Source organism: Amycolatopsis iheyensis, assembly GCF_024703995.1.
Taxonomy (GTDB): domain Bacteria; phylum Actinomycetota; class Actinomycetes; order Mycobacteriales; family Pseudonocardiaceae; genus Amycolatopsis; species Amycolatopsis iheyensis.
In genome coordinates this window covers 1-21,165 of the sequence record NZ_JAMXQV010000037.1, presented here as the reverse complement: position 1 = coordinate 21,165, position 21,165 = coordinate 1, and the positions used below count along the sequence as shown (strand labels likewise).

Genomic DNA, 21,165 nt, shown 5'->3' with positions numbered 1-21,165 from the left:
GAACACCACGGCGGTTGCCGTGATCAACAGCACGGTCGACGGTGGCCTCTACAAGCTCACACCTGTGAAAGGAGCAGCACCGCGATGGCCAAGACCATGCAGCCCCAGGAGCTCATCGACAGTGCCGTCGTCGACCCGGCCGGGAACAAGCTCGGAAAGGTCGGCAACGTCTACCTCGCCGACGCCACGCACCAGCCGGAGTGGATCACCGTCAAAACCGGCCTCTTCGGCACCAAGGAGAGCTTCGTCCCGCTCTCCGGCGCCCACACCGACAAGGACGGCGTGCACGTCAAGGTCGACAAGGACGCCGTCTCCGACGCGCCGCGCATCGACGCCGACGGGCACCTCTCCCCCGAGGAGAGCACCCAGCTGTACCAGCACTACGGCCTGCCGATGCCGCGGACCTCCGCCGACGGAAAGATGGGCGATCGCACCGGCCGGGGTGACCGGAGCCAGGGCCACGACCCGGCCATGGGTGGCACCGGCCAGGCGATGGCCGGCCGGGAAAAGGGCCGCGAGCGGTCCGAAGCGGACGGCAAGAGCATGACGCGGTCCGAGGAGCGGCTGAAGGTCGGCACCGAGCAGGTCGAGACCGGGCACGTCCGGCTGCGCAAGTACGTCGTCACCGAGGAGCAGCAGGTCACCGTCCCGGTGCGGCACGAAGAGGTGCGCATCGAACGGGAGCCGATCACCGAGGCCGACGGCAAGGCGGAAATCGGCGAGGCCGAGCAGGACGTCGTCCTCCACGCCGAGAAGCCCGTGGTGAGCAAGGAAACCGTGCCGGTCGAGCGGGCGCGCCTGCGGACCGAGACGGTCACCGACGAGGAGACTGTGTCCGGCAAGGTGCGCAAGGAGCAGTTCGAGGTCACCGACGACGAGGCCAAGCACCGCAAGTCGTGACCGCCCGGAGCGGGCGGCCGGGCCCCGACCCCGGCCGCCCCCGGGTTCTCCCTCCGGAACGAAACACTCAGGACCGCAGCATCGGCGCCGCCAGGAACTGCTCCGGGATCGCGAACGCGTCGACCAGCGCCCGCGCGTGCGGGCGCAGCTCCGCGCACAGGCCGTTCACCGCGTTGGTGACGGCCTTCGCGCGTGAGGCCGTCAGGCGGCCGTGGCCCAGGAACCAGGCCAGGTCCTCTTCGATCGCCGAAAGTGCGTACAGATCGCAGACGCGCTCGAGCAGCGTGCGCGCGTCCGGGTCTTCACACCGCTCGACGGCCGCCGCGAACGCCTCCAGGACCAGCCGCTCGACGTGCACCCGACCGGCACGCAGCACGTGGTCCTGCGCCGCGTTGAACACCCCGAACGGGTCGTCGCCGGCCTTGCGCAGGCGCTTCACCACGCCCTCCACCACGTGCTGTTCGCGGTCCTCGAACAGCTTCAGCTGCCATTCCCGGCTGAAGAAGACGTCGGCGTCCGAACCCTCGGTGAGCGCGTCGAGCGCCTTGCGCACGGACGTCCGCTCCAGGATCGCGTTGACCACCTGGTCGGTGAAGAACCGGGCCGTGGCCAGCGGTGAGAGGTCCTCGAAGTCGTGCTTGTAGCTGGTCAGCAGGCCCTTCGCGACCAGTTGCAGCAACACCGTGTTGTCGCCTTCGAACGTCGTGAAGACGTCGGTGTCCGCCTTCAGCCCGGGCAGCAGGTTCTCCGACAGGTAGCCCGAGCCGCCGCACGCCTCGCGCGCCGCCTGGATCGTCGCCGTGGCGTGCCACGTGTTGAGCGCCTTCAGCCCGGCCGCGCGCGACTCCAGCTCGCGCTGCTCCTCCTCGGGCGCCGACGAGTCGATGTCGTTCAGCTTCGACACCAGCTCTTCCTGCGCGAAGTGCAGCGCGTACGTCTTCGCCAGCGCCGGCAGCAGCTTCCGCTGGTGGCCGAGGTAGTCGAGGATGACGACCTCGTCGCCGCCGGGTGTCATGAACTGGCGCCGGTGCTCGCCGTAGCGGATCGCCAGCGCCAGCGCGCGTTTCGTCGCGCTGCCCGCGCTGCCGCCGACGCTCACCCGGCCGCGGATCAGCGTGCCCAGCATCGTGAAGAACCGGCGGCTGTCGCTTTCGATCGGGCTCGAGTAAGCGCCGTCCGCGTCGACGTCGCCGAAGCGGTTCAGCAGGGCCTCACGCGGGATCTCGACGTGGTCGAAGCTCAACCGTCCATTGTCGACACCGTTCAGGCCGGCCTTCGGGCCGCAGTCCTCGATGGACACCCCGGGCATCGGATTGCCGTTCTCGTCCCGGATCGGCACGAGGAACGCGTGCACGCCACGCTCTTCGGAACCCGTGACCAGCTGGGCGAAGACGACCGCCATCCGGCCGTCGCGGGCCGCGTTCCCGATGTACTCCTTGGTGGCCATCGTGTCCGGGGTGTGCACGACGAAGCCACCGTCCACGAAGGTCGCCGTGGTCCGCAGGTGCTGGACGTCGGAGCCGTGGCCGTGCTCGGTCATCGCGAAGCAGCCCAGCAGGTCCAGATTCATGATGTCACGGAGGTGCCGCTCGTGGTGCCGCTCGGTGCCGAGCAGCTGGACGGCGCCCCCGAACAGTCCCCATTGGACACCGGCCTTCACCATCAGCGACAGGTCGCCGTAGCCCAGCAGCTCGAACGACACCACCGAGCCGCCGACGTCGCCCCCGCCGCCGTACGCGGGGTCGAAGCCCAGGCCGGGGCGGTCGGTCTCGGCGAGCGCGCGCAGCTGGTCGAGCACCTGGGCGCGGTGCGCTTCGACGTCGAGGGCCACCGGGTCCCGGAACTCCGCCTCGCTCATCTGCGCGCGCACCGCGCGCCGCAGCTCCGCCCAGCGGCCGTCGAGCACAGCGGTCACCGCGCCCGGATCCACCTTCGAGGGCACTTCGGGGACGTCCACGGCTACCTCCGGAAAGGACTGACGGCAGGCTTGCTACTTGTTGGTAGTAAGCCTGCCGCAGCCGCGCCGATTCCGCAGGTCTCAGATCGGCTTGCCGTTCACCGTCACGTTCGTGAACTTCGCGTTGTCCACGTACTTCAGCGTGTTCGACGGATCGGACACGCCCTCAAACGTGGAGTTCGCCACGCTGAAGCCGTGCACGTGGGCGGCGGAAAGCCCGCTGACGTCGAAGGTCTTGCCCGCGATCTTCGTGCTCGCGCAGTTGCTGATCGTGAACGGCCCGAACGAGGGCGGTGTCGTCCCCGTCTGGTTGTTGTACGTCGACGTCACGAACACGTAGTTGCGCGCGAAGGTGCCGGTCACGCTGTCGAGGTTGATGTTCTCCGAGAACCCGCCACGCAGCGTGTTGGACTTCACGTACAGCGCGAACTTCGTGTCACCCTTCACGGTGAGCCGGTACGCGTAGACGTTGCGGATCCCGCCGGTCTGCTCGCTGCCGCAGGTGATCGCGCCCCAGTTGCCGTTCATCACGCAGTCGACGACGACCAGGTTCTGGCACGGGACGTTGACGCGGCGACCGTCGGCGTCGCGGCCGGCCTTGATCGCGATGTTGTCGTCGTGCGCGCCGAGCGCGCAGTTCGCGATGACGACGTGGTCGCACGACTCCGGGTCGCAGCCGTCGGTGTTGGAGTGCGCGGTGCTGGGGTCGGTGCTGACGCCGTCGACCGTCACGTTGCGGCACAGCGTCGGGTGCAGCTGCCAGAACATGGAGTTCTTCAGGGTGATGCCTTGGATCAGCACGTTCTCGCACGCGTACGGCTCGACGAACGCCGACCGCATGGTGTGCCCGGAGCCGGGCACGACGCGCTTCTCCGGCGGGGTTCCCTTGGCCACCAGCGTTTCCAGGTACGCGCGGTCGCTGCCCTTGTTCCACGACGACGTCGCCGCGGCGTCGAGGGTGCCGCTTCCGGTGAGGCCGATGTTCTTTTCCCCGTACGCGTAGATCATCGGCGAACGGTTGACGCATTCGATGCCTTCGTAGCGCGTGAGGACGTTCGGGAACTTCGCCGCGTCACCGCTGAACTTCAGCACCGCGCCCGGTTCCAGGTGCAGGTCGACGTTGCTCTTCAGCTGAATGGCGCCGGTGAGGAAACTGCCGCCGGACGGCACGATCACGTGCCCGCCGCCCGCCGCGGCGCAGGCTTCGATCGCCTTCCTGATCGCCGCGGTGCTGTCGGTCTTGCCGTCGTTCTTCGCGCCGTAGCCGGTGATCGGGAAACTGCGCTCGGGAAACGCCGGGATCGTGGTGTTCGCGACGATGTCGTTCGCCGCCGGCCACGGGAGCGTGGGCACGTCGAGGCGATACCGGCGCGCGGGCGCCACCGGGATGCCGGGGACCAGAGAAACCGCCAGCGTGCCCTTGATCAGCTGCCGCCGGGTGAACCTGCCGTCCATGGACGCCTTCCTTCACGGAAAGTGCGGTGCGACGGCGGAACCACGGCACGGACCGTGGACAAGACGAACTCTAGGCGCGAAGGCCGCGCCAGGTCCAGGCTTGCGCGATCGGCGAACGTGCTGTCATGATCGGGACATGTCGATTCGAAAGGGCGTGCGCGCCCTCGCGCGTTGAGCGCCTCGCGGCGGCCGGACCGCCGGATTCCCGACTATTCCGCATGGGTGAAGCACGCCTTCCGCACCGATCCCGCTGATCGCGCGGCGGCCGAGGACGCCATCACCCGCTTGTACGCCCTGCTGGGCGAGCCACCGCCCGAGTTCGTCTGGGTGCCGTCGCCGAACGCCGCGGTGGCCGAATTACCGCCGCCGCAAGCGCTTTCCCTGGCCGGTCGGCAAGCAGTGGAAGGGCGGTTGGCGAACCGGGTGACCGCGCTGCGGGCCCGTCGCCGCGAACGTCCCGGACTGCGGCAGACCGCCAAAGACGCCATCGCCGGCCTGATCAGGGCCGCGATCCCGCAGCACCTCGGTCTGCACTGGTACGGCCAGCAGGACGTCTACTGGGTGGAGCCGGACACGGGCGAGCCGGAAACGGAGCTGTGGGCGACCCTCGTGCGCTCGTGCGGCTGGTGGTGGCCGCGCGACGGCTACTGCGTCGTCGCCGAACGGCCCCTCGCCCTCCGCACCGAGCCCGCCGGCGACGGCCGCCGGCTGCACTGCGCGACCGGGCCCGCAGTGGTCTACCCCGACGGCTGGACCGTGCACGTGTGGCACGGCACGCGGGTGCCGTCCTGGGTGATCGAGGACCCGACCGCGGAACGGATCAACAAGGAGTTCAACGTCGAGGTGCGGCGGTGCGCGGTCGAGCACCTCGGCTGGCCCGCCTACATCGACCAGTCCGGGCTGAAACTCCTGAGCCAGGCACCCGATCCCGGCAACCCCGGCTGCGAACTCCAGCTCTACAACCTGCCACCGCAGAAGTGGCACGCGCCCACGCGGCTGCTGCTGGCCGTGAACGGCTCGGTGGAGCGTGACGGCACTCGCCGCCGCTACGGGCTGCGCGTGCCCGCCGAATTCGACCATCCCCTGGACGCGGCCGGCTGGTCGTACGGGCTCACCGGAGCCCAGTACGCCGGCCTGCTGCGCCGGACCTGACTCCCGAGGTGATTCCTGTGTACCTTGCCGAACTGCTCGACCGGACCGGGCTCGACGTCCTCGACCACCTGGACCGCCAGGTCACCGTCCCGGTGATCGACGGCCTGCAGGCCCAGGGTGACCTGCTCGTGCTGCCGCTCGCCCTGGTCGCGCCGTCGCACACGCGGCGCGATTTCTGGGAACTGCCCGCGGAAGGACGTGAACTCGTCCGCGGCGAAGCGGGCAACAACCCGCACACGCTGGTCGCGGACCGCGGCACGTGCCGCCTGACGACCTGGGTGGGCGACCCGGAACGCCTGGCGATCGCGGCGTTCGAGAACACCGCGCCGGCGTACCTCATCCACCCGGAACACGGGGCGACCGGCATCGCGCCGGGCGCCTGGTGCGTGCGGCGGCAGCGTGAGCTGGGTGCGGGCTTCCGGAAGCCGATCCTGGTCGCGGACTGAGCCGTGGGGGGGGGTGGGGGGGGGGGGGGGGCCCCCCCCCACCCACACAAACAACCCGCGGGGGGGGGGGCGGCCGGCGCCGGGTTGTGTGTCCCGGGCGGTTCTACCCGCCCTGAACACTCACGACAACTGCGGCAGGGAGGGCTCGCGGGGTGCCGTCGAGGGGGCGGCACCCCGTGGGTCAAGCCAGGTCCGGGCCCTTCGAGCGCAAGTCGTCGACCTTGCTCATCGCTTCCCGCAGCTCGCCGAGCCAGCTGTCCGCATGCTCGCCCACCAGGCGGACCGCCCAGGCCAGCGCGTCCGACCGGGAGCGGGCCACGCCCGCGTCCACCAGCGTGTCCAGGATCAGGCGCTCCGGCTGCCGCAGCCGGGTCATCACCGGGGCCGAATGCGTCGTGAACAGCGCCTTGGTGCCACCCAGCCGCGCGCCCCACGACACCTTGCGCTGGTAGCGGTGCTCGGCCTGGCGCGCGATCTCGATGCGCTCGTCGCGCGTCTCCTCGCGGTACCGGCTGATCCGGCCCTCTTCGGCGGCCGCGCGGGCCGCGTCGTCGGCGTGCTCCTCGGTCAGCGCCGGCAGCTCGCCGACGACGATGATCTCCTCGCGGTCGACCGTGACCTCCGGCGCGCCGGTGAACCAGCCGTCGGGCAGGCGCCCGCCGAACCAGGCCGCCGCATCGTCGGCCGACGGCACCTCCGCCTGCTGCCAGCCGCGGCCGCCCTTCCAGCCTCGTCCCATGTTCGCCACCTCCGCGATTACATGATTACAACGCTACTGACGCTACGCCGAAAGCAGCGCCTTGGGCATGCCGTTCACCCAGAGCGCAATGCGGCACTTTCACGTAAAAGTGCCGCTCAGAGCTGAGCGGCGAGCGCCTCCGCGGACGTGACCGGGCGGTCGCAGACGTAACCGCGGCAGACGTACGCCGCCGCCGCGCCGTCGACCAGCGGGCGCTCCGCCAGCAGCGGGACACCCGGCGCGTCCGGCTCGCCCGCCAGCACGATGCCGCCGCCGTGCACCCCGCGCGCCGTGGCCAGCCGGAGCGAAGGATCGCCGCCGACCACCGCCACCTGCACCGGACCGGCCTGCAGGGCTTCGGCGACCGACAGCCAGTGCCCGGCGAACCGCGGCACCCGCCCGGCGAGCACCCCGACCCGGCGAACCGCCAGCTCGGCCGCCTCGCGATAGCGCGCCGCGCTCTCGTGGCCCGCCAGCGCGGACGCCGTCAGCAACGCGCCGGCCAGCGCCGACGCCCCCGCCGGGCTCGCGTTGTCCCCCGGGTCGGCCGGGCGCTGGACCAGCGTCTCGGCGTCGTCGGCGGTGTCGAAGTACGCGCCCGGGACGTCCGGGGACGCGAAGTGCGTCAACGCGAGGTCCAGCAGCCGGGTCGCCTCGGCGAGCCACTTCGCGTCACCGGTCGCCTGGTGCAGGGCCAGGAACCCGTCGGCAACGCAGGCGTAGTCCTCCAGGACGCCCGCCGAGTCGCCGACGACGCCGTCACGCGAGCTGCGCCGGAGCCGTCCGTCGACGACGTGCACCCGCAGCAGCAGCTCGGCCGCGTCGACCGCCCACTCGATCCACTGTGGACGGTCCAGCGCGACGCCCGCCTCGGCCAGGGCGGTGATCGCCAAGCCGTTCCAGGACGCGATGATCTTGTCGTCCCGGCCCGGCTGCGGCCGCTTCGCGCGGGCCTCCAGGAGCTTGACGCGCGTCGCTTCCGGCAGGTCGCCGAACAGGCGCAACGTCGACGCACCCTCCTCGAACGTGCCCTCTTCCGTGACGCCGAACAGCGCCGCCGCGGAGTCGTCGCCGAGCACCTCGCGCAGCTGCGCCGGCGTCCAGACGTACGTCAGGCCTTCGACGCCGTCGGTGTCCGCGTCCAGCGAGGAGGCGAACCCACCTTCCGGCGTTCGCAGCCCATCGAAAAGGAACTCGGCGGTGCCCGACGCGACCCGCAAGCCCGTCGCCGAGCCGGTGCGCCGCCACAGGTGCGCGTAGAACCTGAGCAGCAACGCGTTGTCGTACAACATCTTCTCGAAGTGCGGCACGATCCACTCGGCGTCGACGGAGTACCGCGCGAAGCCACCCGCGAGCTGGTCGTAGAGGCCACCGCGGGCCATCGCCTCGGCCGTCTTGTCCACAAGGGACAGCGCGACGTCCGACCCGGTGCGCTCGTGGTGGCGCAGGAGGAACTCCAGGACCATCGACGGCGGGAACTTCGGCGCGCGGCCGAACCCGCCGTTGACCGGATCCGCTTCCTGCGCCAGCTTCTCGACCGCGCCCGCGAGCACGGCTTCGTCCACAACGGACTCCTTGAGCGGGCCGGTCTGCTCGGCGATGTGCGCGACGATCTGCTTCGCGCCGTCGAGCAGCTCGGCCGGCCGCTCCCGCCACGCCTCGGTGACGGCGGCGAGCAGCTGCCGGAACGACGGCATGCCGGGCCGCGGCGACGGCGGGTAGTAGGTGCCGCAGTGGAACGGCTCGCCGTCCGGGGTCAGGAAGCACGTCATCGGCCAGCCGCCTTGCCCGGTCATCGCCTGGGTGGCGGCCATGTACACGGCGTCGATGTCCGGCCGCTCCTCGCGGTCGACCTTGATGTTGACGAAGCCCGCGTTCATGACGGCGGCGGTTTCGGCGTCCTCGAAGGACTCGTGCGCCATGACGTGGCACCAGTGGCACGCGGCGTAGCCGACCGAAAGCAGGATCGGCACGTTCCGCAGCCGCGCCTCGGCCAGCGCCTCGGGACCCCACTGCCACCATTCGACCGGGTTGTCCGCGTGCTGGAGCAGGTACGGGCTGGTCGCGCTGGCGAGGCGGTTCATGCCTCCAGGGTCGCACCCCGGAAAACCGGGCGCGCGCCTCACCGGCACTCCGCCACACTGAGCCGGTGCTGCTGACGATCACGACGACCCGCAACCCCGCCACCGAACTGGGCTTCCTCCTGCACAAACACCCGGAGAAGGCCCAGTCGGTCGCGCTTTCCGCCGGCACCGCGCACGTCTTCTACCCCGAAGCGGAGCCGGAGCGGTGCACCGTCGCGTTGTTCGTCGAGATCGACCCCGTCGCGCTCGTGCGGGGTGGCGGGACGTCGCTGACCCAGTACGTCAACGACCGGCCCTACGCCGGCGGCTCGTACCTCGGGGTCGCGCTGCGGGCCGCGTTCACCACCGCGCTCGCCGGGCGCTGTGCCGCGCGGCCGGAGCTCGTCGACGAGGCGTTCGACCTGGAGATCCAGGTGCCGGCGCTGTCCGCGCGCGGCGGCGCCGAGGTCGTGCACAAGCTGTTCGCGCCGCTCGGCTGGCAGATCACCGCCACGCCGATCCCGCTCGACCCCGAGTTCCCGCAGTGGGGCGACAGCCGCTACGTCGACCTGCGGCTCACCGGCACGCACCGGGTGGCCGACGCACTCCGTCACCTCTACGTCCTGCTGCCCGCCCTCGACGGCGACAAGCACTACTGGGTCGGCCAGGACGAGGCCGACAAGCTGCTGCGCGCCGGCGAAGGCTGGCTCGGCGACCACCCCGAGCGGACGCTCATCACGAACCGCTACCTCGAGCGGCGCCGCCCGGTCGTCGCGTATGCGCTCTCGCGGCTGGCCGAGGCGGACGACGTCCCGGCCGAGGCCGAGGCACTCGTCACCGAGGTGCCGGACAAGCCGGAGAGCCTCGCCTCGCAGCGCCACGGCAGTGTGCTCGCCGCGTTGCGGGCCGCGGGCGCCCGGCGCGTGCTCGACCTCGGCTGCGGGGGCGGCGCGCTGCTGCGCGTGCTCGAGAAGGACCGGTCGTTCACCGAGATCGTCGGCGTCGACGTCTCCTCGAGCGCGCTGAACATCGCCGAAAAGCGGATGAAGGACGGCACCCGCGTCACGCTGCGGCAGTCCGCGCTGACCTACGCCGACCCGGCGCTGGCCGGCTACGACGCCGCGGTGCTGATGGAGGTCGTCGAACACATCGACGAAGAGCGCCTGCCGGCCCTGGAGCACGCGGTGTTCGGGGTCGCGGCGCCGCGCACGGTGCTCGTCACGACGCCGAACGCGGAGTACAACCGGCTGTTCGAGTTCCTGCCGATGGGGCATTTCCGGCACGCCGACCACCGGTTCGAATGGACGCGGGCGGAATTCCGCGCGTGGTCCGACGGCGTCGCCGCCCGGTACGGCTACGCCGTGCGGTTCCTCCCGGTGGGACCGGAGGACCAGGTTTCGGGACCGCCGACCCAACTGGCGGTCTTCACGAGCAACGAGGAGGTGGCCGCGTGAAGCTGACCGTTCCCGACATGTCGCTCGTCGTGCTCGTCGGCGCTTCCGGCTCCGGCAAGTCGACGTTCGCACGCACGCACTTCGCGCCGACGCAGGTGCTCTCCAGCGACTTCTTCCGCGGGCTCGTCGCCGACGACGAGAACGACCAGTCCGCGTCCGGCGACGCCTTCGACGCGCTGCACTACGTCGCGGGCAAGCGGCTCGCGGCCGGGCGGATGACCGTCATCGACGCGACGAACGTCCAGCGCGCTTCGCGGGCGAGCCTGGTGAAGCTCGCGAAGGAGCACGACGTGCTGCCGACGGCGATCGTGCTCGACCTGCCGCTCGGCGTGTGCGTCGCGCGGAACGCCTCGCGGCCCGACCGCGACTTCGGCGACCACGTGATCCGGCGCCAGCGCGGTGAGCTGATGCGCTCGCTGAAGTCGCTGGAGCGCGAGGGTTTCCGGCGGGTGCACGTGCTGCGCGGCGAGGCCGAGGTCGCCGCGGCGGAGATCATCACCGAGCCGTTGCGCAACGACAAGCGCGAGCTGACCGGGCCCTTCGACGTGATCGGCGACGTCCACGGCTGCGCGGCCGAGCTCGAAGAGCTGCTGGCCGAGCTGGGGTACGCCGACGGCGTCCACCCGGCCGGGCGGACCGCGGTGTTCGTCGGCGACCTCGTCGACCGCGGCCCGGACACCCCGGGCGTGCTGCGGCGCGTCATGGGCATGGCCTCGACCGGGAACGCGCTGGTCGTCTGCGGCAACCACGAGCAGAAGCTGGTGCGCGCGCTGCACGGGCGGAAGGTCAACGTCGCGCACGGGCTGGCCGAGTCGCTCGAGCAGCTCGCCGCGGAAAGCGAAGAGTTCCGGCGGCAGGCGCACGAATTCTGCGACGGGCTGATCGCGCACTACGTCCTCGACGGCGGCGACCTCGTCGTCGCGCACGCCGGGCTGCCCGAGCGGTACCACGGGCGCGCGTCCGGGCGGGTGCGGAGCATGGCGCTCTACGGCGACACGACCGGCGAGACCGACGAGTACGGGCTGCCGGTGCGGCTGCCGTGGGCGCGCGACTACCGCGGGTCCGCGATGGTGCTCTACGGGCACACGCCGACGCTCGAGCCGGAGTGGGTCAACAACACGATGTGCCTCGACACCGGCGTCGTGTTCGGCGGCAAGCTGACCGCGTTGCGCTACCCGGAGCGCGAAGTCGTCTCCGTGAAGGCGCAGCGCGTCTGGTACGAGCCGGCCCGGCCGCTGGACTCCTCGCGGCCGCTCGGCGGGCGTGAGCCGGCCGTGCTGGAGCTGGCCGACGTCACCGGGAAGCGGATCGTGCAGACCGCGCACCACGGCCGGGTCGGCGTCTCGGCGGAGCAGTCGGCGGCGGCGCTGGAGGTGATGAGCCGGTTCGCGGTCGACCCGCGGTGGCTGCCCTACCTGCCGCCGACGATGGCGCCGTGCTCGACGTCGTCGCGCGACGACTACCTGGAACACCCGGAGGAGGCGTTCGCCGAGTACCGGGCGGCCGGGGTGGAGTCCGTGGTGTGCGAAGAGAAGCACATGGGCTCGCGGGCGGTCGTGCTGGTGTGCCGAGACGACGACGTCGCTTCGCAGCGCTTCGGCATCCACGGCGGCGGGGCGGTGTACACGCGCACCGGGCGGCCGTTCTTCTCGGCGGCGCAGAACGCTGCGCTGCTCGCCGAGGTGCGCACGGCGGCGGCCGGGCTGTTCGAGGAGCTGAACTCGGGCTGGCTGCTGCTCGACGCCGAGCTGCTGCCGTGGAGCGCGAAGGCGGGTTCGCTGATCGCGGACCAGTACGCGTCGGTGGGCGCGGCCGCGCAGGCCGTGCTGCCGGCGGCGGTCTCGACGCTCTCGACGGCGGCCGCGCGCGGCATCGACGTCACGGACCTGCTGAAGCGAACGGCGCTCCGGGAGTCCACAGTGGACGCCTACCGGACGGCGTACCGGCGTTACTGCTGGCCGACGTCGGGCCTGGACGGCGTCCGGCTGGCGCCGTTCCAGCTGCTGGCCTCCGACGGTGCGGCCTACCACGACCGGCCGCACTCGTGGCACCTGTCGCTGCTGGACCGGCTGGCCGGGCCGCGCTTCCAGCGGACCCGGACGCGGACGGTGGACCTGCTTGACGCGGCGTCGGTCGCCGAGGGCGTCTCGTGGTGGGAGTCGTTGACGGCCGACGGCGGCGAAGGCATGGTCGTCAAGCCGGCGGCGAACCTGACGCGGGGTGCGCGCGGGCTGGTGCAGCCCGGGGTGAAGGTCCGCGGGCGCGAGTACCTGCGGATCATCTACGGCCCGGACTACACGCTGCCGGCGAACCTGGACCGGCTGCGCAAGCGCGGGCTCAACCGCAAGCGGATGCTCGCGCTGCGCGAGTACGCGCTGGGGCTGGAGGCACTGGAGCGGCTGGCCCGCGGCGAGCCGCTGTGGCGCGTGCACGAGTGCGTGTTCGCGGTGCTCGCGCTGGAGTCGGACCCGGTGGACCCGCGGCTCTAGCCCACAGCGCCCCAATGTGGCGTTGGGTGCGTTCAACGCACCCAATGTGGCGTTCGGTGCGTCTGACGCACCGAACGCCACATTGGGGCGCTTGGGACTGGAGCTAGCTGTCTGCCTTCGTCGGCGAAGAGTCCTTCGCGGGCTTCTCGGTGGCGGGGTCGGCGGGCGGGTCGGCCGGGGCCGGTTCCGCCGGCTTCTCCTCCGCGGGCGGCTCGTCGAAGCTGGCCGGGACGCGCTTGAGGTGCTTCGTCATCGACCGGACCAGGAAGGCCACCGCGATGAGGAAGAGGATCAGCACCAGGAAGCCGACCGGGGACGACTTGCCGAAGTCCTCCCCCTGCCCGCCGTTGTCGCCGTTGCCCGGCTGCTGCGTCAGGACCAGGGCCGCCGAGGTCACCGGAAGCGCCACGCCGGCCGGCAGCGTCAGACTCATAGTTCACCTTCTCCTAGATGCCGGCGAACAGGTCGTCCTCCGGCAACGTGCTGTCGACCTGCGACTTGACCAGCTCGTACTCCTCGGTCGGCCAAGTCTCGCGCTGGATCTCCAACGGGACGAAGAACCAGCGGCTGTTCGGGTCGATCTGCGTGGCGTGCGCCTTCAGCGCCTCGTCCCGCACCTCGAAGTATTCACCGCACTCGACGCGGGTCGTCACCCGCTCCATCACATCGGCGCGATCCGGGTCCCACTTGGCCAGCCACTCGGTGTACGGCGACTCGAGCCCGGCCTCCTTCAGCGCGGCGTCGAACGCCACCATCCGGGCCTTCGAGAAGCCGTGCATGTAGTACAGCTTCAGCGGCTGCCACGGCTCGCCCGCCTCGGGGAAGCGGTCGGGGTCGCCCGCCGCGTCCCACGCCGCCATCGACACCTCGTGCGTGCGGATGTGGTCGGGGTGCGGGTAGCCGCCGTTCTCGTCGTAGGTCGTGATGACGTGCGGGCGGAACTCCCGGATCACGCGCACCAGCGCCTCGGTGGACTCCTCGAGCGGGACGACCGCGAACGAGCCCTCGGGCACCGGCGGCAGCGGGTCGCCCTCCGGCAGGCCGGAGTCGACGAACCCGAGCCAGCGCTGGCTGACGCCGAGGATCTTGGCCGCGCGGGCCATCTCCTCCCGGCGGATCTCGGTCATGTTCGCCAGGACTTCGGGCCGGTCCATGGCCGGGTTGAGAATGCTGCCGGCTTCGCCCCCGGTGCACGTGACGACGAGCACCTCGTGCCCCTCGGCGGCGTAGCGCGCCATCGAGGCGGCGCCCTTGCTCGACTCGTCGTCCGGATGTGCGTGTACGGCCATCATGCGCAAGCGCGGCTTCGTCAGCTGGTCCACCATGCTGCGAACGACTCCTTCACTACCCGTATTCCGCGACCCACCTGCGGGCCGCCCACCCAGCGGGCGGATACTCGGTGTCGTACCCGCCCCACCATTGTCCCCAGGGGTACGACAAGAACGAGCAGGAGGCCCCGCGTTGGCAGGCGGACCGGCGAAAACGGCAGCACCCGTGCTGCCCGAGGGCCGGTACGGCAGCACCCGGGCCAAGGCGCCCCGGCGCTGGCGCCGGTGGCTCTTCCTGGCCATCGCCCTGCTGGTCAGCGGCGTGATCGCGTGGGTCGCCTACGTCAACCTCGGGTCCGCGCCGATCGACGCCGAGCGCGTCGCGTTCGCCAAGAAACCGGGCAACGCGATGGAAATCACCCTGAACGTCACGCGGGACGACAACGACCGGCCGGGCGTGTGCGTCGTCCGCGTCCGGGACAAGACCGGCGCCGAGAGCGGCCGCAAAGAGCTCCTGATCCCCGCCGGCGCGAAGTACAGCAGGATGACCACGACGATCCGCAGCATCGGGGAACCGGTGACGGCCGACGTCTACGGCTGCTCGTACGACATACCAGACTATCTGTCAACCCCATAGCGGCCAACGGGGTGAACCGCGCGCCCAACGCCCACGGCGTGCGGAAATAACGGGCGTCGGCCTGTCGCGCCGTGATAGTCTGACCCTTCAGCACGGCCCGCGACGGGCCGTGTTTTTCCTTTATCTCAGCCACGCGGGCACCTACGCCCGCGTGGGCCGGCTTGAACACGCAAGCCTGGCAGGCCCGACGAGGAGATGGTGACCGTGAGCGACACCAAGGTGACCTGGCTCACCCAGGATGCCTACGACCGGCTCAAGCACGAGCTCGACGAAATGATCGAGAATCGGCCGGTCATCGCCGCGCGCATCAACGACAGCCGCGAAGAGGGCGACCTCAAGGAGAACGGGGGCTACCACGCCGCCCGTGAAGAACAGGGCCAGGCCGAGGCGCGCATCCGGCACCTGCAGGAGCTGCTGCGCTCGGCCAAGGTCGGCGAAGCGCCCGCGAACGACGGCACCGCCGGCCCCGGCAAGGTCCTCACGGTCCGCTACGAGGGCGACGACGAGGACGAGAAGTTCCTGCTCGCCACCCGCGAAGAGGGCGCCGAAGGCGAACTCGACGTGTACTCCCCGGAGTCGCCGCTGGGCAAGGCCCTGCTCGGCGCCAAGGAGGGCGAGTCGCGCGAGTACGAGCTGCCCAACGGCAAGCTCCAGAAGGTGACCCTCGTCAAGGCGGTTCCCTACACCGACGCCAAGTAGCCGCGGCTAGCGTGTCCTCCCAGGATCCACACTCTGGGAGGACACAGTCGTGAGCACCGAACCGATCTGCCAGGCCTGCGGCATGCAGTACGCCGTGGCCCGCGACGACTGCCCGGTCTGCGAAGACGAACGCCAGTACGTCCCGCAGTCCGGGCAGCAGTGGACGAACCTCGCGTCGCTCCGCGAGAGCGGCACCTACACACCGCGGATCGAAGCGCAGGGCCCGGGCATCATCGGCGTCGGCTCGAACCCCGGGTTCGCGATCGGCGAACGCGCGTTGCTGGTGCAGGCGCGGTCCGGCAACTTCCTCTGGGACTGCGCCGCCTACCTCGACGACGCCCTGGTCCAGCAGGTCCGCGACCTCGGCGGCATCACCGGCATCGCGATCAGCCACCCGCACTACTACACGACGATGGTGGAGTGGGCGCACGCGTTCGACGTCCCCATCTACCTGCACGAGGGCGACCAGGAGTGGATCGGCCGGCCCGACCCGGCGGTGAAGCTGTGGTCCGGCACCACCCTGGACGTCGCCGAAGACCTGCGCCTGATCAACCTCGGCGTGCACTTCACCGGCGGCACGGTCCTGCACTGGCCGGACGGCGAAGAAGGCCAGGGCGCGCTGCTGTCCGGCGACATCGTGCAGGTCATCCCGGACCGGACGCACGTGGGCTTCATGTACAGCTACCCGAACCTGGTCCCGGAGCGGCCGCACATCGTCCGGCGCGCGGCCGAGCTGCTGGCCGGGTACCGCTTCGAGGCGATCTACGGGGCCTGGTGGGACGCGATCGTGCGCACCGACGGCTTCGAGGTCGTCCAGCGCTCGGCCCAGCGCTACCTGGCCCACGTCCTCGACGAAGGCTGAGAGCGCCGCTTTCACGTGAAAGCGGCGGTTGTCCACAGGTCAGGCCCGCGCGGTCCGCTCCAGCAGGGGGCGGACCCGCGGTGGCACCGGCGTCGACAACGCGATCGACGTCGACGTCCGCAGCACGTCCGGCACCCCGACCACCTCGTCGATCACCCGCTGCAGGTCGTCGTTGCCACGCGCGACCATGCGGACGAACAGGTCGCCCTGGCCGGTCGTCGCGTGGACCTCGCACACCTCGTCGATCGCCGACAGCGCCTCCGCCACCTCCGCGCGGCGGCCCTGGGCGATCTCGAGCACCGCGAACGCCGTCAGGCCGTAGCCCATCGCCGCCAGGTCGAGCTCCGGCGGGAAGCCGCCGAGGATGCCGCGCTCGGTCAGCCGGTCCAGCCGCGCCTGGACCGTGCCGCGGGCGACGCCGAGCCGGCGGGCGCACTCGAGCACCCCCAGGCGCGGGGAGTCGGTGAGCAACAGCAGCAGCCGCGCGTCCAGCGCGTCGAGGTTCTCCGGCATACGCAGATTGTCCACGATGACAGCCGATGTCCGGCCAACACCGGTCATCTTGTCCAGTGAAAATTCAGTCCATTGCGCATCTTGCCTCGCAGGGATGATCCTTCGAGGTATGACCCAGACTGCCGAACCCCAGGGCGCCCTCGACGACGTCAGCTACGACCAGCTGCGTCAGCTCGTCGGCCTCGTCGACCACGACGCTTCGACGGACCCGTTCCCGGTCAAGGCCATGGACGCGGTCGTGTTCATCGCCGGCAACGCCACCCAGACCGCCTGGTACTACCAGATCGCGTTCGGGATGCAGCTCGTCGCGTACTCCGGACCGGAGACCGGCGACTTCGAGCGCAAGTCCTACGTCCTCAAGTCCGGCTCGGCCCGGTTCGTCATCACCGGTGGCGTGAAGCCGGACTCGCCGCTGCTCGACCACCACCGCAAGCACGGCGACGGCGTCATCGACCTGGCGCTCGAGACCACCGACGTCGACAAGTGCGTCGAGCACGCCCGCGCGCAGGGCGCGACCATCCTCGAGGAGCCGCACGACGTCTCCGACGACCACGGCACCGTGCGCGTCGCCGCGATCGCGACCTACGGCGAGACCCGCCACTCCCTGGTCGACCGGTCGCGCTACACCGGTGTCTACCTGCCCGGCTACGAGCCGCGCGAGAGCGGCATCAAGCGGCCCGAGGGCGCGCCGAAGCGGCTGTTCCAGGCCGTCGACCACTGCGTCGGCAACGTCGAGCTCGGCAAGATGGACTACTGGGTCGACTGGTACCACCGCGTCATGGGCTTCGTGAACATGGCGGAGTTCGTCGGCGACGACATCGCGACCGAGTACTCGGCGCTGATGAGCAAGGTCGTCTCGAACGGCAACCACCGGGTCAAGTTCCCGCTGAACGAGCCCGCGGTCGCGAAGAAGAAGTCGCAGATCGACGAGTACCTCGAGTTCTACGGCGGCGCGGGCTGCCAGCACATCGCGCTGGCCACCAACGACATCATCGCGACGGTCACCGCGATGCGTGCCGCCGGCGTCGAGTTCCTCGACACCCCGGCCTCGTACTACGAGGACCCGGAGCTGCGCGCCCGGATCGGCGAGGTCCGCGTGTCGATCGAGACGCTGAAGGAGCACAGCATCCTGGTCGACCGCGACGAGGACGGCTACCTGCTGCAGATCTTCACCAAGCCGATCGGCGACCGCCCGACCGTGTTCTACGAGCTGATCGAGCGCCACGGCTCGCTCGGCTTCGGCAAGGGCAACTTCAAGGCGCTGTTCGAGGCGATCGAGCGGGAGCAGGAGCGCCGCGGCAACCTCTGACACATCTCGGCGAAGGCCACCATCGGGAACCGCCAGGTCCCCTATGGTGGCCTTTGGCGTATTCAGGGAACCGACGGCTTCCCGGATCCGTCTGTGGGGTGGAGCAGAGAGAAGGGGCCGGGATGCCGGACAGCATCGACGCCAGCGACGCGATGATCGACAACTGGACCAAGCGGCTCGAGGAGAACGCCGCCCGGTACCAGGCGCTGGCCGATCGCATGCAGGACCAGTCGGTCACCGAGCGGTCGAAGGACGGCACGGTCCAGGTGACCGTCGATTCGCGTGGGCTGCTGAAGAACCTCGTCATCGCCGAGGCCGCTTCGGGGAAGCGGATGGCCGAGGTGTCGGCGCAGGTGATGCAGCTGGTGCAGCGCGCGCAGGCGCGGATCCCGGAACTGCTGCAGCAGGCCATGACCGAGACCACCGGCACCGGCGACCAGGCGGCGGTGGAGATCGTCCGCGAGGCGCAGAGCACCTTCCCGCAGCCGCCGCCGGAGCCCGAACCCGCGTTCCCGGAGCCCGACCGCGTCCGCCGGTTCCTGCCGGAGGACAGCGACGACCAGCGCACCCCGCCACCCGCGCCGCCCGCACCACCTGCGCCACCGCAGCCGCCGCGGCGACGGCGTCCGGTGGACAACGACGATGACGACGACTTCGGCGGGCCGATTCTTTCCTGAGGGGGAAACCGATGACGGACGTGGAACTCAGCACCGACCTCACGGCGCACGCGAAGCAGCTCGACGCCATCGGTGACGGGCTGCAGCAGGCCGTCGACGCGGCGAACCAGGTCAGCATGCCGACCGACGCGTACGGCATTCTCTGCCAGCCGTTCCGGATGCTGCTCGACCCGGTGGAGCAGTACGGGATCGACGCGTTGAAGGACGCCGTGCAGGCGATGACGGCGGTGTCGGGCAAGGTCCGCGAAGCCGCCGCGGCGTACCACACGTACGAAACCGGTGTCGCCGACGACCTCGACAAGTCCGCGGGCGGTGCGTGATGCCGGAGGGGAACCCGCTCGTCGCGGAGTCGAAGCAGGACCCGGACGGGCCCGGCGCGTTCACCGCGGGCAACGGCGACTACGGCTGGGCGGGCGGCATCGGCATCGCCGAGTCGTCGATGGACGCGTTCAACGGCATCAAGGACGGCGACTGGGTTTCCGGCGGCCTGGGCATGCTGTCGCTGGCGGGCGAGATCGCCGGGGCGGCGGTCGACCCGTTCGGGTACCTGATGTCGTCGGTGGCGTCGTTCCTGATGGAGCACGTGCAGCCGCTGAAGGACATGCTGGACTCGGTGGCGGGCAACCCGCCGGTGATCCAGTCGTACGCCGACACCTGGGGCAACGTCTCGAAGGCGCTGGGCGAGCGCAAGACCGACTTCGACAACGCGGTCAAGAACGGCACGTCCGGCTGGCAGGGTTCGGGTGCCGACGCCTACCGGAAGTTCGCGACGGAGCACAGCGAGGCGTTGTCGGGCGCGGCGACGGTGGCCGGCGCGATCAGCACGGTCACCATGATCATGGGCCAGGTGGTGTCGTTCGTCCGCGAGACGGTGCGGCAGCTGATCGCCGACCTGGTCGGCAAGCTGATCGCGTGGGTGATGGAGGAGGTCTTCTCCCTCGGCTTCGGCACCCCGGTGGTGGTGGCCCAGGCCTCGGCGGCGATCGCCAAGTGGGGCAAGAAGATCGGCGAGCTCCTCAAGAAGCTGACCGACACGATCCGCAAGGTGTCGCCGCTGCTGTCGAAGCTGGTCGACATCTTCGAGAAGATCGCCAAGGTGTTCGGCAAGGTGCTGGGCAAGGTCAGCGGTCTCGACGGGTTGAAGATCAAGGAGGGTGGGTTCGTCCACAAGATCCCCAAGGGTGAGGGGGGCGGGGTTCACGCCCGTGCCCATGGGGAGGGCTCGTCCGGTGGGGAAGGTTCTGCCGGGGAGGGTTCGCATTCCGGCGAGGGTTCTTCCGGGGACGGTTCTTCCGGTGACTCTTCCGGCGGGGACGGCTCGCATTCCGCGGACGGGGATTCGCCGAGTGCGGATCCGGCGACCGCCGACTCGTCGCCGGACTCGGGCTCGCGCCGGGGTTCCGGCCGCGATGGCTCGGGTGGCGACAGTTCGTCTTCGCACGCTGGCGAGGGGGACAGCTCGCCAGCGGGTGGTGGCGATGGGTCGCCTTCGGGTGGCGGGGACAACTCGCCTTCACACGCGGGCGAAAGCTCCTCTTCGACTGCGGACGGTTCACCTTCGCACGCTGGAGACAACTCACCCTCCCGCGCGGCAGACAACTCTCCTTCGCACGCGGGTGACAACTCGCCCTCCCGTGCTGCGGACAATTCGCCTTCGCACGCCGGGGATTCCAGCCCCACACGTGCCGGCGACAACTCGCCCTCGCGAGCAGCAGACAGTTCGCCTTCACACGCGGGCGATAGCTCACCTTCGCGCGCCGCGGACAACTCACCTTCACACGCGAGCGACAGCTCGCCCTCCCGCGCGGCAGACAACTCGCCCTCGCACGCGAGCGACAGCTCGCCCTCCCGCGCCGCAGACAACTCACCCTCGCACGCGAGCGACAGCTCGCCCTCCCGCGCCGCAGACAACTCGCCCTCGCACACCGGGGACTCCAGCCCCACGCGCGCCGGCGACAACTCCCCCTCCCGCGCCGCAGACAACTCGCCTTCACACGCGAGCGACAACTCGCCGTCGCGAGCGGCAGACAGTTCGCCCTCGCATGCTGGCGACAACTCGCCCTCCCGCGCCGGCGACAGCTCAGCCCCGCACAGTGGGGGCTCTCCCACTCGAGCCGGCGATTCCGGTGGTGCTCCAACGCATTCCTCGCCGGCCGCGCGGTCCGATGGTCTCGGCTCGCATGGGGGCGATACCCCCAGCAGTGCCGCGCCGTCGCGGGCTGACGGGACCACCTCCGCCAGTGGGACCGCGCCCGCCGCTCCGCGGACCGGTGAGCCGAGCACCTTCCCGTCCCCTCGGGGTGGGGATGGCTCCGCGGCCGGTGTTCCGCCGCAGGGTGGTGCGCCGATGATGGGTGGCGGCATGCCGCCCGGCGGTGGATCTCCCGGTGGGGTCGGCGGCGGCTCCCCGCGCACCGGCGGCGGCCCCGGCTGGACGGGCACCCCCGGCAGCCCCGGCGCCCACACCCCCGACGCCCCCGGCCGCCCCCGCACCGGCAGCCCCGACGCACCCGGCGGCCCGCGCACCGGCAGCCCCGACGCCCCC

The 21,165-nt window shown here is 70.8% G+C and carries 19 protein-coding genes; 12 read left to right on the top strand and 7 right to left on the bottom strand.

The annotated features are described in order from the left end of the window. The first annotated feature begins 84 nt into the window (after positions 1–84). Positions 85–900, top strand: coding sequence for a DUF2382 domain-containing protein (locus tag M8542_RS44370; protein WP_257926427.1), 816 nt, complete (start codon positions 85–87; stop codon positions 898–900). 67 nt (positions 901–967) lie between these two features. On the opposite strand, the gene M8542_RS44365 is transcribed toward M8542_RS44370, so the two are convergent. Further along, complete coding sequence (locus M8542_RS44365; RefSeq protein WP_257926426.1) at positions 968–2,857, bottom strand: acyl-CoA dehydrogenase family protein; 1,890 nt, start codon at positions 2,855–2,857, stop codon at positions 968–970. A gap of 81 nt (positions 2,858–2,938) precedes the next feature. Next, positions 2,939–4,312, bottom strand: a complete 1,374-nt coding sequence (locus tag M8542_RS44360) for a glycoside hydrolase family 28 protein (protein WP_257926425.1) — start codon at positions 4,310–4,312, stop codon at positions 2,939–2,941. A gap of 222 nt (positions 4,313–4,534) precedes the next feature. Between M8542_RS44360 and M8542_RS44355 the strand changes: the two genes are divergently transcribed. Then, on the top strand, positions 4,535–5,464 hold the full coding sequence (locus M8542_RS44355) for a DUF6745 domain-containing protein (protein WP_257926424.1): 930 nt from the start codon (positions 4,535–4,537) through the stop codon (positions 5,462–5,464). A gap of 17 nt (positions 5,465–5,481) precedes the next feature. Further along, the gene (locus M8542_RS44350) at positions 5,482–5,910 is read left to right on the top strand and encodes a DUF8820 family protein (RefSeq protein ID WP_257926423.1); all 429 of its coding nucleotides are present in this window, start codon (positions 5,482–5,484) and stop codon (positions 5,908–5,910) included. 181 nt (positions 5,911–6,091) lie between these two features. Here M8542_RS44350 and abmR read toward each other — a convergent pair whose 3' ends face one another. Beyond that, entirely contained in the window at positions 6,092–6,649 is a 558-nt protein-coding gene (gene abmR, locus M8542_RS44345; RefSeq protein WP_257926422.1) for an ATP-binding transcription factor AbmR, read from the bottom strand. A gap of 116 nt (positions 6,650–6,765) precedes the next feature. Then, positions 6,766–8,733, bottom strand: coding sequence for a thioredoxin domain-containing protein (locus tag M8542_RS44340; RefSeq protein WP_257926421.1), 1,968 nt, complete (start codon positions 8,731–8,733; stop codon positions 6,766–6,768). Positions 8,734–8,798: 65 nt separating this feature from the next. Between M8542_RS44340 and M8542_RS44335 the strand changes: the two genes are divergently transcribed. Then, positions 8,799–10,166, top strand: coding sequence for a 3' terminal RNA ribose 2'-O-methyltransferase Hen1 (locus M8542_RS44335; RefSeq protein ID WP_257926420.1), 1,368 nt, complete (start codon positions 8,799–8,801; stop codon positions 10,164–10,166). Further along, entirely contained in the window at positions 10,163–12,655 is a 2,493-nt protein-coding gene (locus M8542_RS44330; RefSeq protein ID WP_257926419.1) for a polynucleotide kinase-phosphatase, read from the top strand. Before M8542_RS44335 ends, M8542_RS44330 begins: the two co-directional genes overlap by 4 nt. 103 nt (positions 12,656–12,758) lie before the next feature. Here M8542_RS44330 and M8542_RS44325 read toward each other — a convergent pair whose 3' ends face one another. Both M8542_RS44325 and mca read right to left on the bottom strand, forming a co-directional pair. Continuing rightward, positions 12,759–13,088 (bottom strand): hypothetical protein, encoded by a 330-nt coding sequence (locus tag M8542_RS44325; protein WP_257926418.1) that lies wholly within the window; start codon positions 13,086–13,088, stop codon positions 12,759–12,761. A gap of 13 nt (positions 13,089–13,101) precedes the next feature. Further along, entirely contained in the window at positions 13,102–13,980 is an 879-nt protein-coding gene (mca, locus tag M8542_RS44320; protein ID WP_257926417.1) for a mycothiol conjugate amidase Mca, read from the bottom strand. Positions 13,981–14,116: 136 nt separating this feature from the next. On the opposite strand from mca, the gene M8542_RS44315 reads away from it, so the two are divergent. The 3 genes from M8542_RS44315 to M8542_RS44305 all read left to right on the top strand — a co-directional run bounded on the left by M8542_RS44315 (position 14,117) and on the right by M8542_RS44305 (position 16,121). Further along, the gene (locus tag M8542_RS44315; protein WP_257926416.1) at positions 14,117–14,560 is read left to right on the top strand and encodes a DUF4307 domain-containing protein; all 444 of its coding nucleotides are present in this window, start codon (positions 14,117–14,119) and stop codon (positions 14,558–14,560) included. Positions 14,561–14,755: 195 nt separating this feature from the next. Then, positions 14,756–15,259 (top strand): transcription elongation factor GreA, encoded by a 504-nt coding sequence (greA, locus tag M8542_RS44310; protein WP_086857442.1) that lies wholly within the window; start codon positions 14,756–14,758, stop codon positions 15,257–15,259. 49 nt (positions 15,260–15,308) lie between these two features. Next, positions 15,309–16,121, top strand: coding sequence for an MBL fold metallo-hydrolase (locus M8542_RS44305; RefSeq protein ID WP_257926415.1), 813 nt, complete (start codon positions 15,309–15,311; stop codon positions 16,119–16,121). A 39-nt stretch (positions 16,122–16,160) separates the two neighbouring features. Here M8542_RS44305 and M8542_RS44300 read toward each other — a convergent pair whose 3' ends face one another. Then, positions 16,161–16,634, bottom strand: coding sequence for an Lrp/AsnC family transcriptional regulator (locus M8542_RS44300; RefSeq protein WP_257926488.1), 474 nt, complete (start codon positions 16,632–16,634; stop codon positions 16,161–16,163). 109 nt (positions 16,635–16,743) lie between these two features. Between M8542_RS44300 and hppD the strand changes: the two genes are divergently transcribed. From hppD to M8542_RS44280, 4 genes are all read left to right on the top strand, one after another. Continuing rightward, entirely contained in the window at positions 16,744–17,943 is a 1,200-nt protein-coding gene (gene hppD, locus M8542_RS44295) for a 4-hydroxyphenylpyruvate dioxygenase (RefSeq protein WP_257926414.1), read from the top strand. Between the two features lie 122 nt (positions 17,944–18,065). Then, positions 18,066–18,620 carry a YbaB/EbfC family nucleoid-associated protein gene (locus M8542_RS44290; protein ID WP_257926413.1) on the top strand — a complete coding sequence of 185 codons (555 nt, stop codon included), beginning with the start codon at positions 18,066–18,068 and terminating at the stop codon, positions 18,618–18,620. An 11-nt stretch (positions 18,621–18,631) separates the two neighbouring features. Continuing rightward, on the top strand, positions 18,632–18,940 hold the full coding sequence (locus M8542_RS44285) for a type VII secretion target (RefSeq protein WP_257926412.1): 309 nt from the start codon (positions 18,632–18,634) through the stop codon (positions 18,938–18,940). Positions 18,941–19,059: 119 nt separating this feature from the next. Continuing rightward, positions 19,060–21,165, top strand: a 2,106-nt coding sequence (locus M8542_RS44280) for a WXG100 family type VII secretion target (protein WP_504970539.1), incomplete at its 3' end; no start/stop codon positions are given.

Bases quoted from the DNA above. Each gene is read 5' to 3' on its own strand.
- M8542_RS44370 (WP_257926427.1), top strand. From the start codon at position 85: ATGGCCAAGACCATGCAGCCCCAGGAGCTCATCGACAGTGCCGTCGTC.
- M8542_RS44325 (WP_257926418.1), bottom strand. From the start codon at position 13,088: ATGAGTCTGACGCTGCCGGCCGGCGTGGCGCTTCCGGTGACCTCGGCG.
- M8542_RS44360 (WP_257926425.1), bottom strand. From the start codon at position 4,312: ATGGACGGCAGGTTCACCCGGCGGCAGCTGATCAAGGGCACGCTGGCG.
- mca (WP_257926417.1), bottom strand. From the start codon at position 13,980: ATGGTGGACCAGCTGACGAAGCCGCGCTTGCGCATGATGGCCGTACAC.
- M8542_RS44340 (WP_257926421.1), bottom strand. From the start codon at position 8,733: ATGAACCGCCTCGCCAGCGCGACCAGCCCGTACCTGCTCCAGCACGCG.
- abmR (WP_257926422.1), bottom strand. From the start codon at position 6,649: ATGGGACGAGGCTGGAAGGGCGGCCGCGGCTGGCAGCAGGCGGAGGTG.
- greA (WP_086857442.1), top strand. From the start codon at position 14,756: ATGGTGACCGTGAGCGACACCAAGGTGACCTGGCTCACCCAGGATGCC.
- M8542_RS44285 (WP_257926412.1), top strand. From the start codon at position 18,632: ATGACGGACGTGGAACTCAGCACCGACCTCACGGCGCACGCGAAGCAG.
- M8542_RS44300 (WP_257926488.1), bottom strand. From the start codon at position 16,634: ATGCCGGAGAACCTCGACGCGCTGGACGCGCGGCTGCTGCTGTTGCTC.
- hppD (WP_257926414.1), top strand. From the start codon at position 16,744: ATGACCCAGACTGCCGAACCCCAGGGCGCCCTCGACGACGTCAGCTAC.
- M8542_RS44290 (WP_257926413.1), top strand. From the start codon at position 18,066: ATGCCGGACAGCATCGACGCCAGCGACGCGATGATCGACAACTGGACC.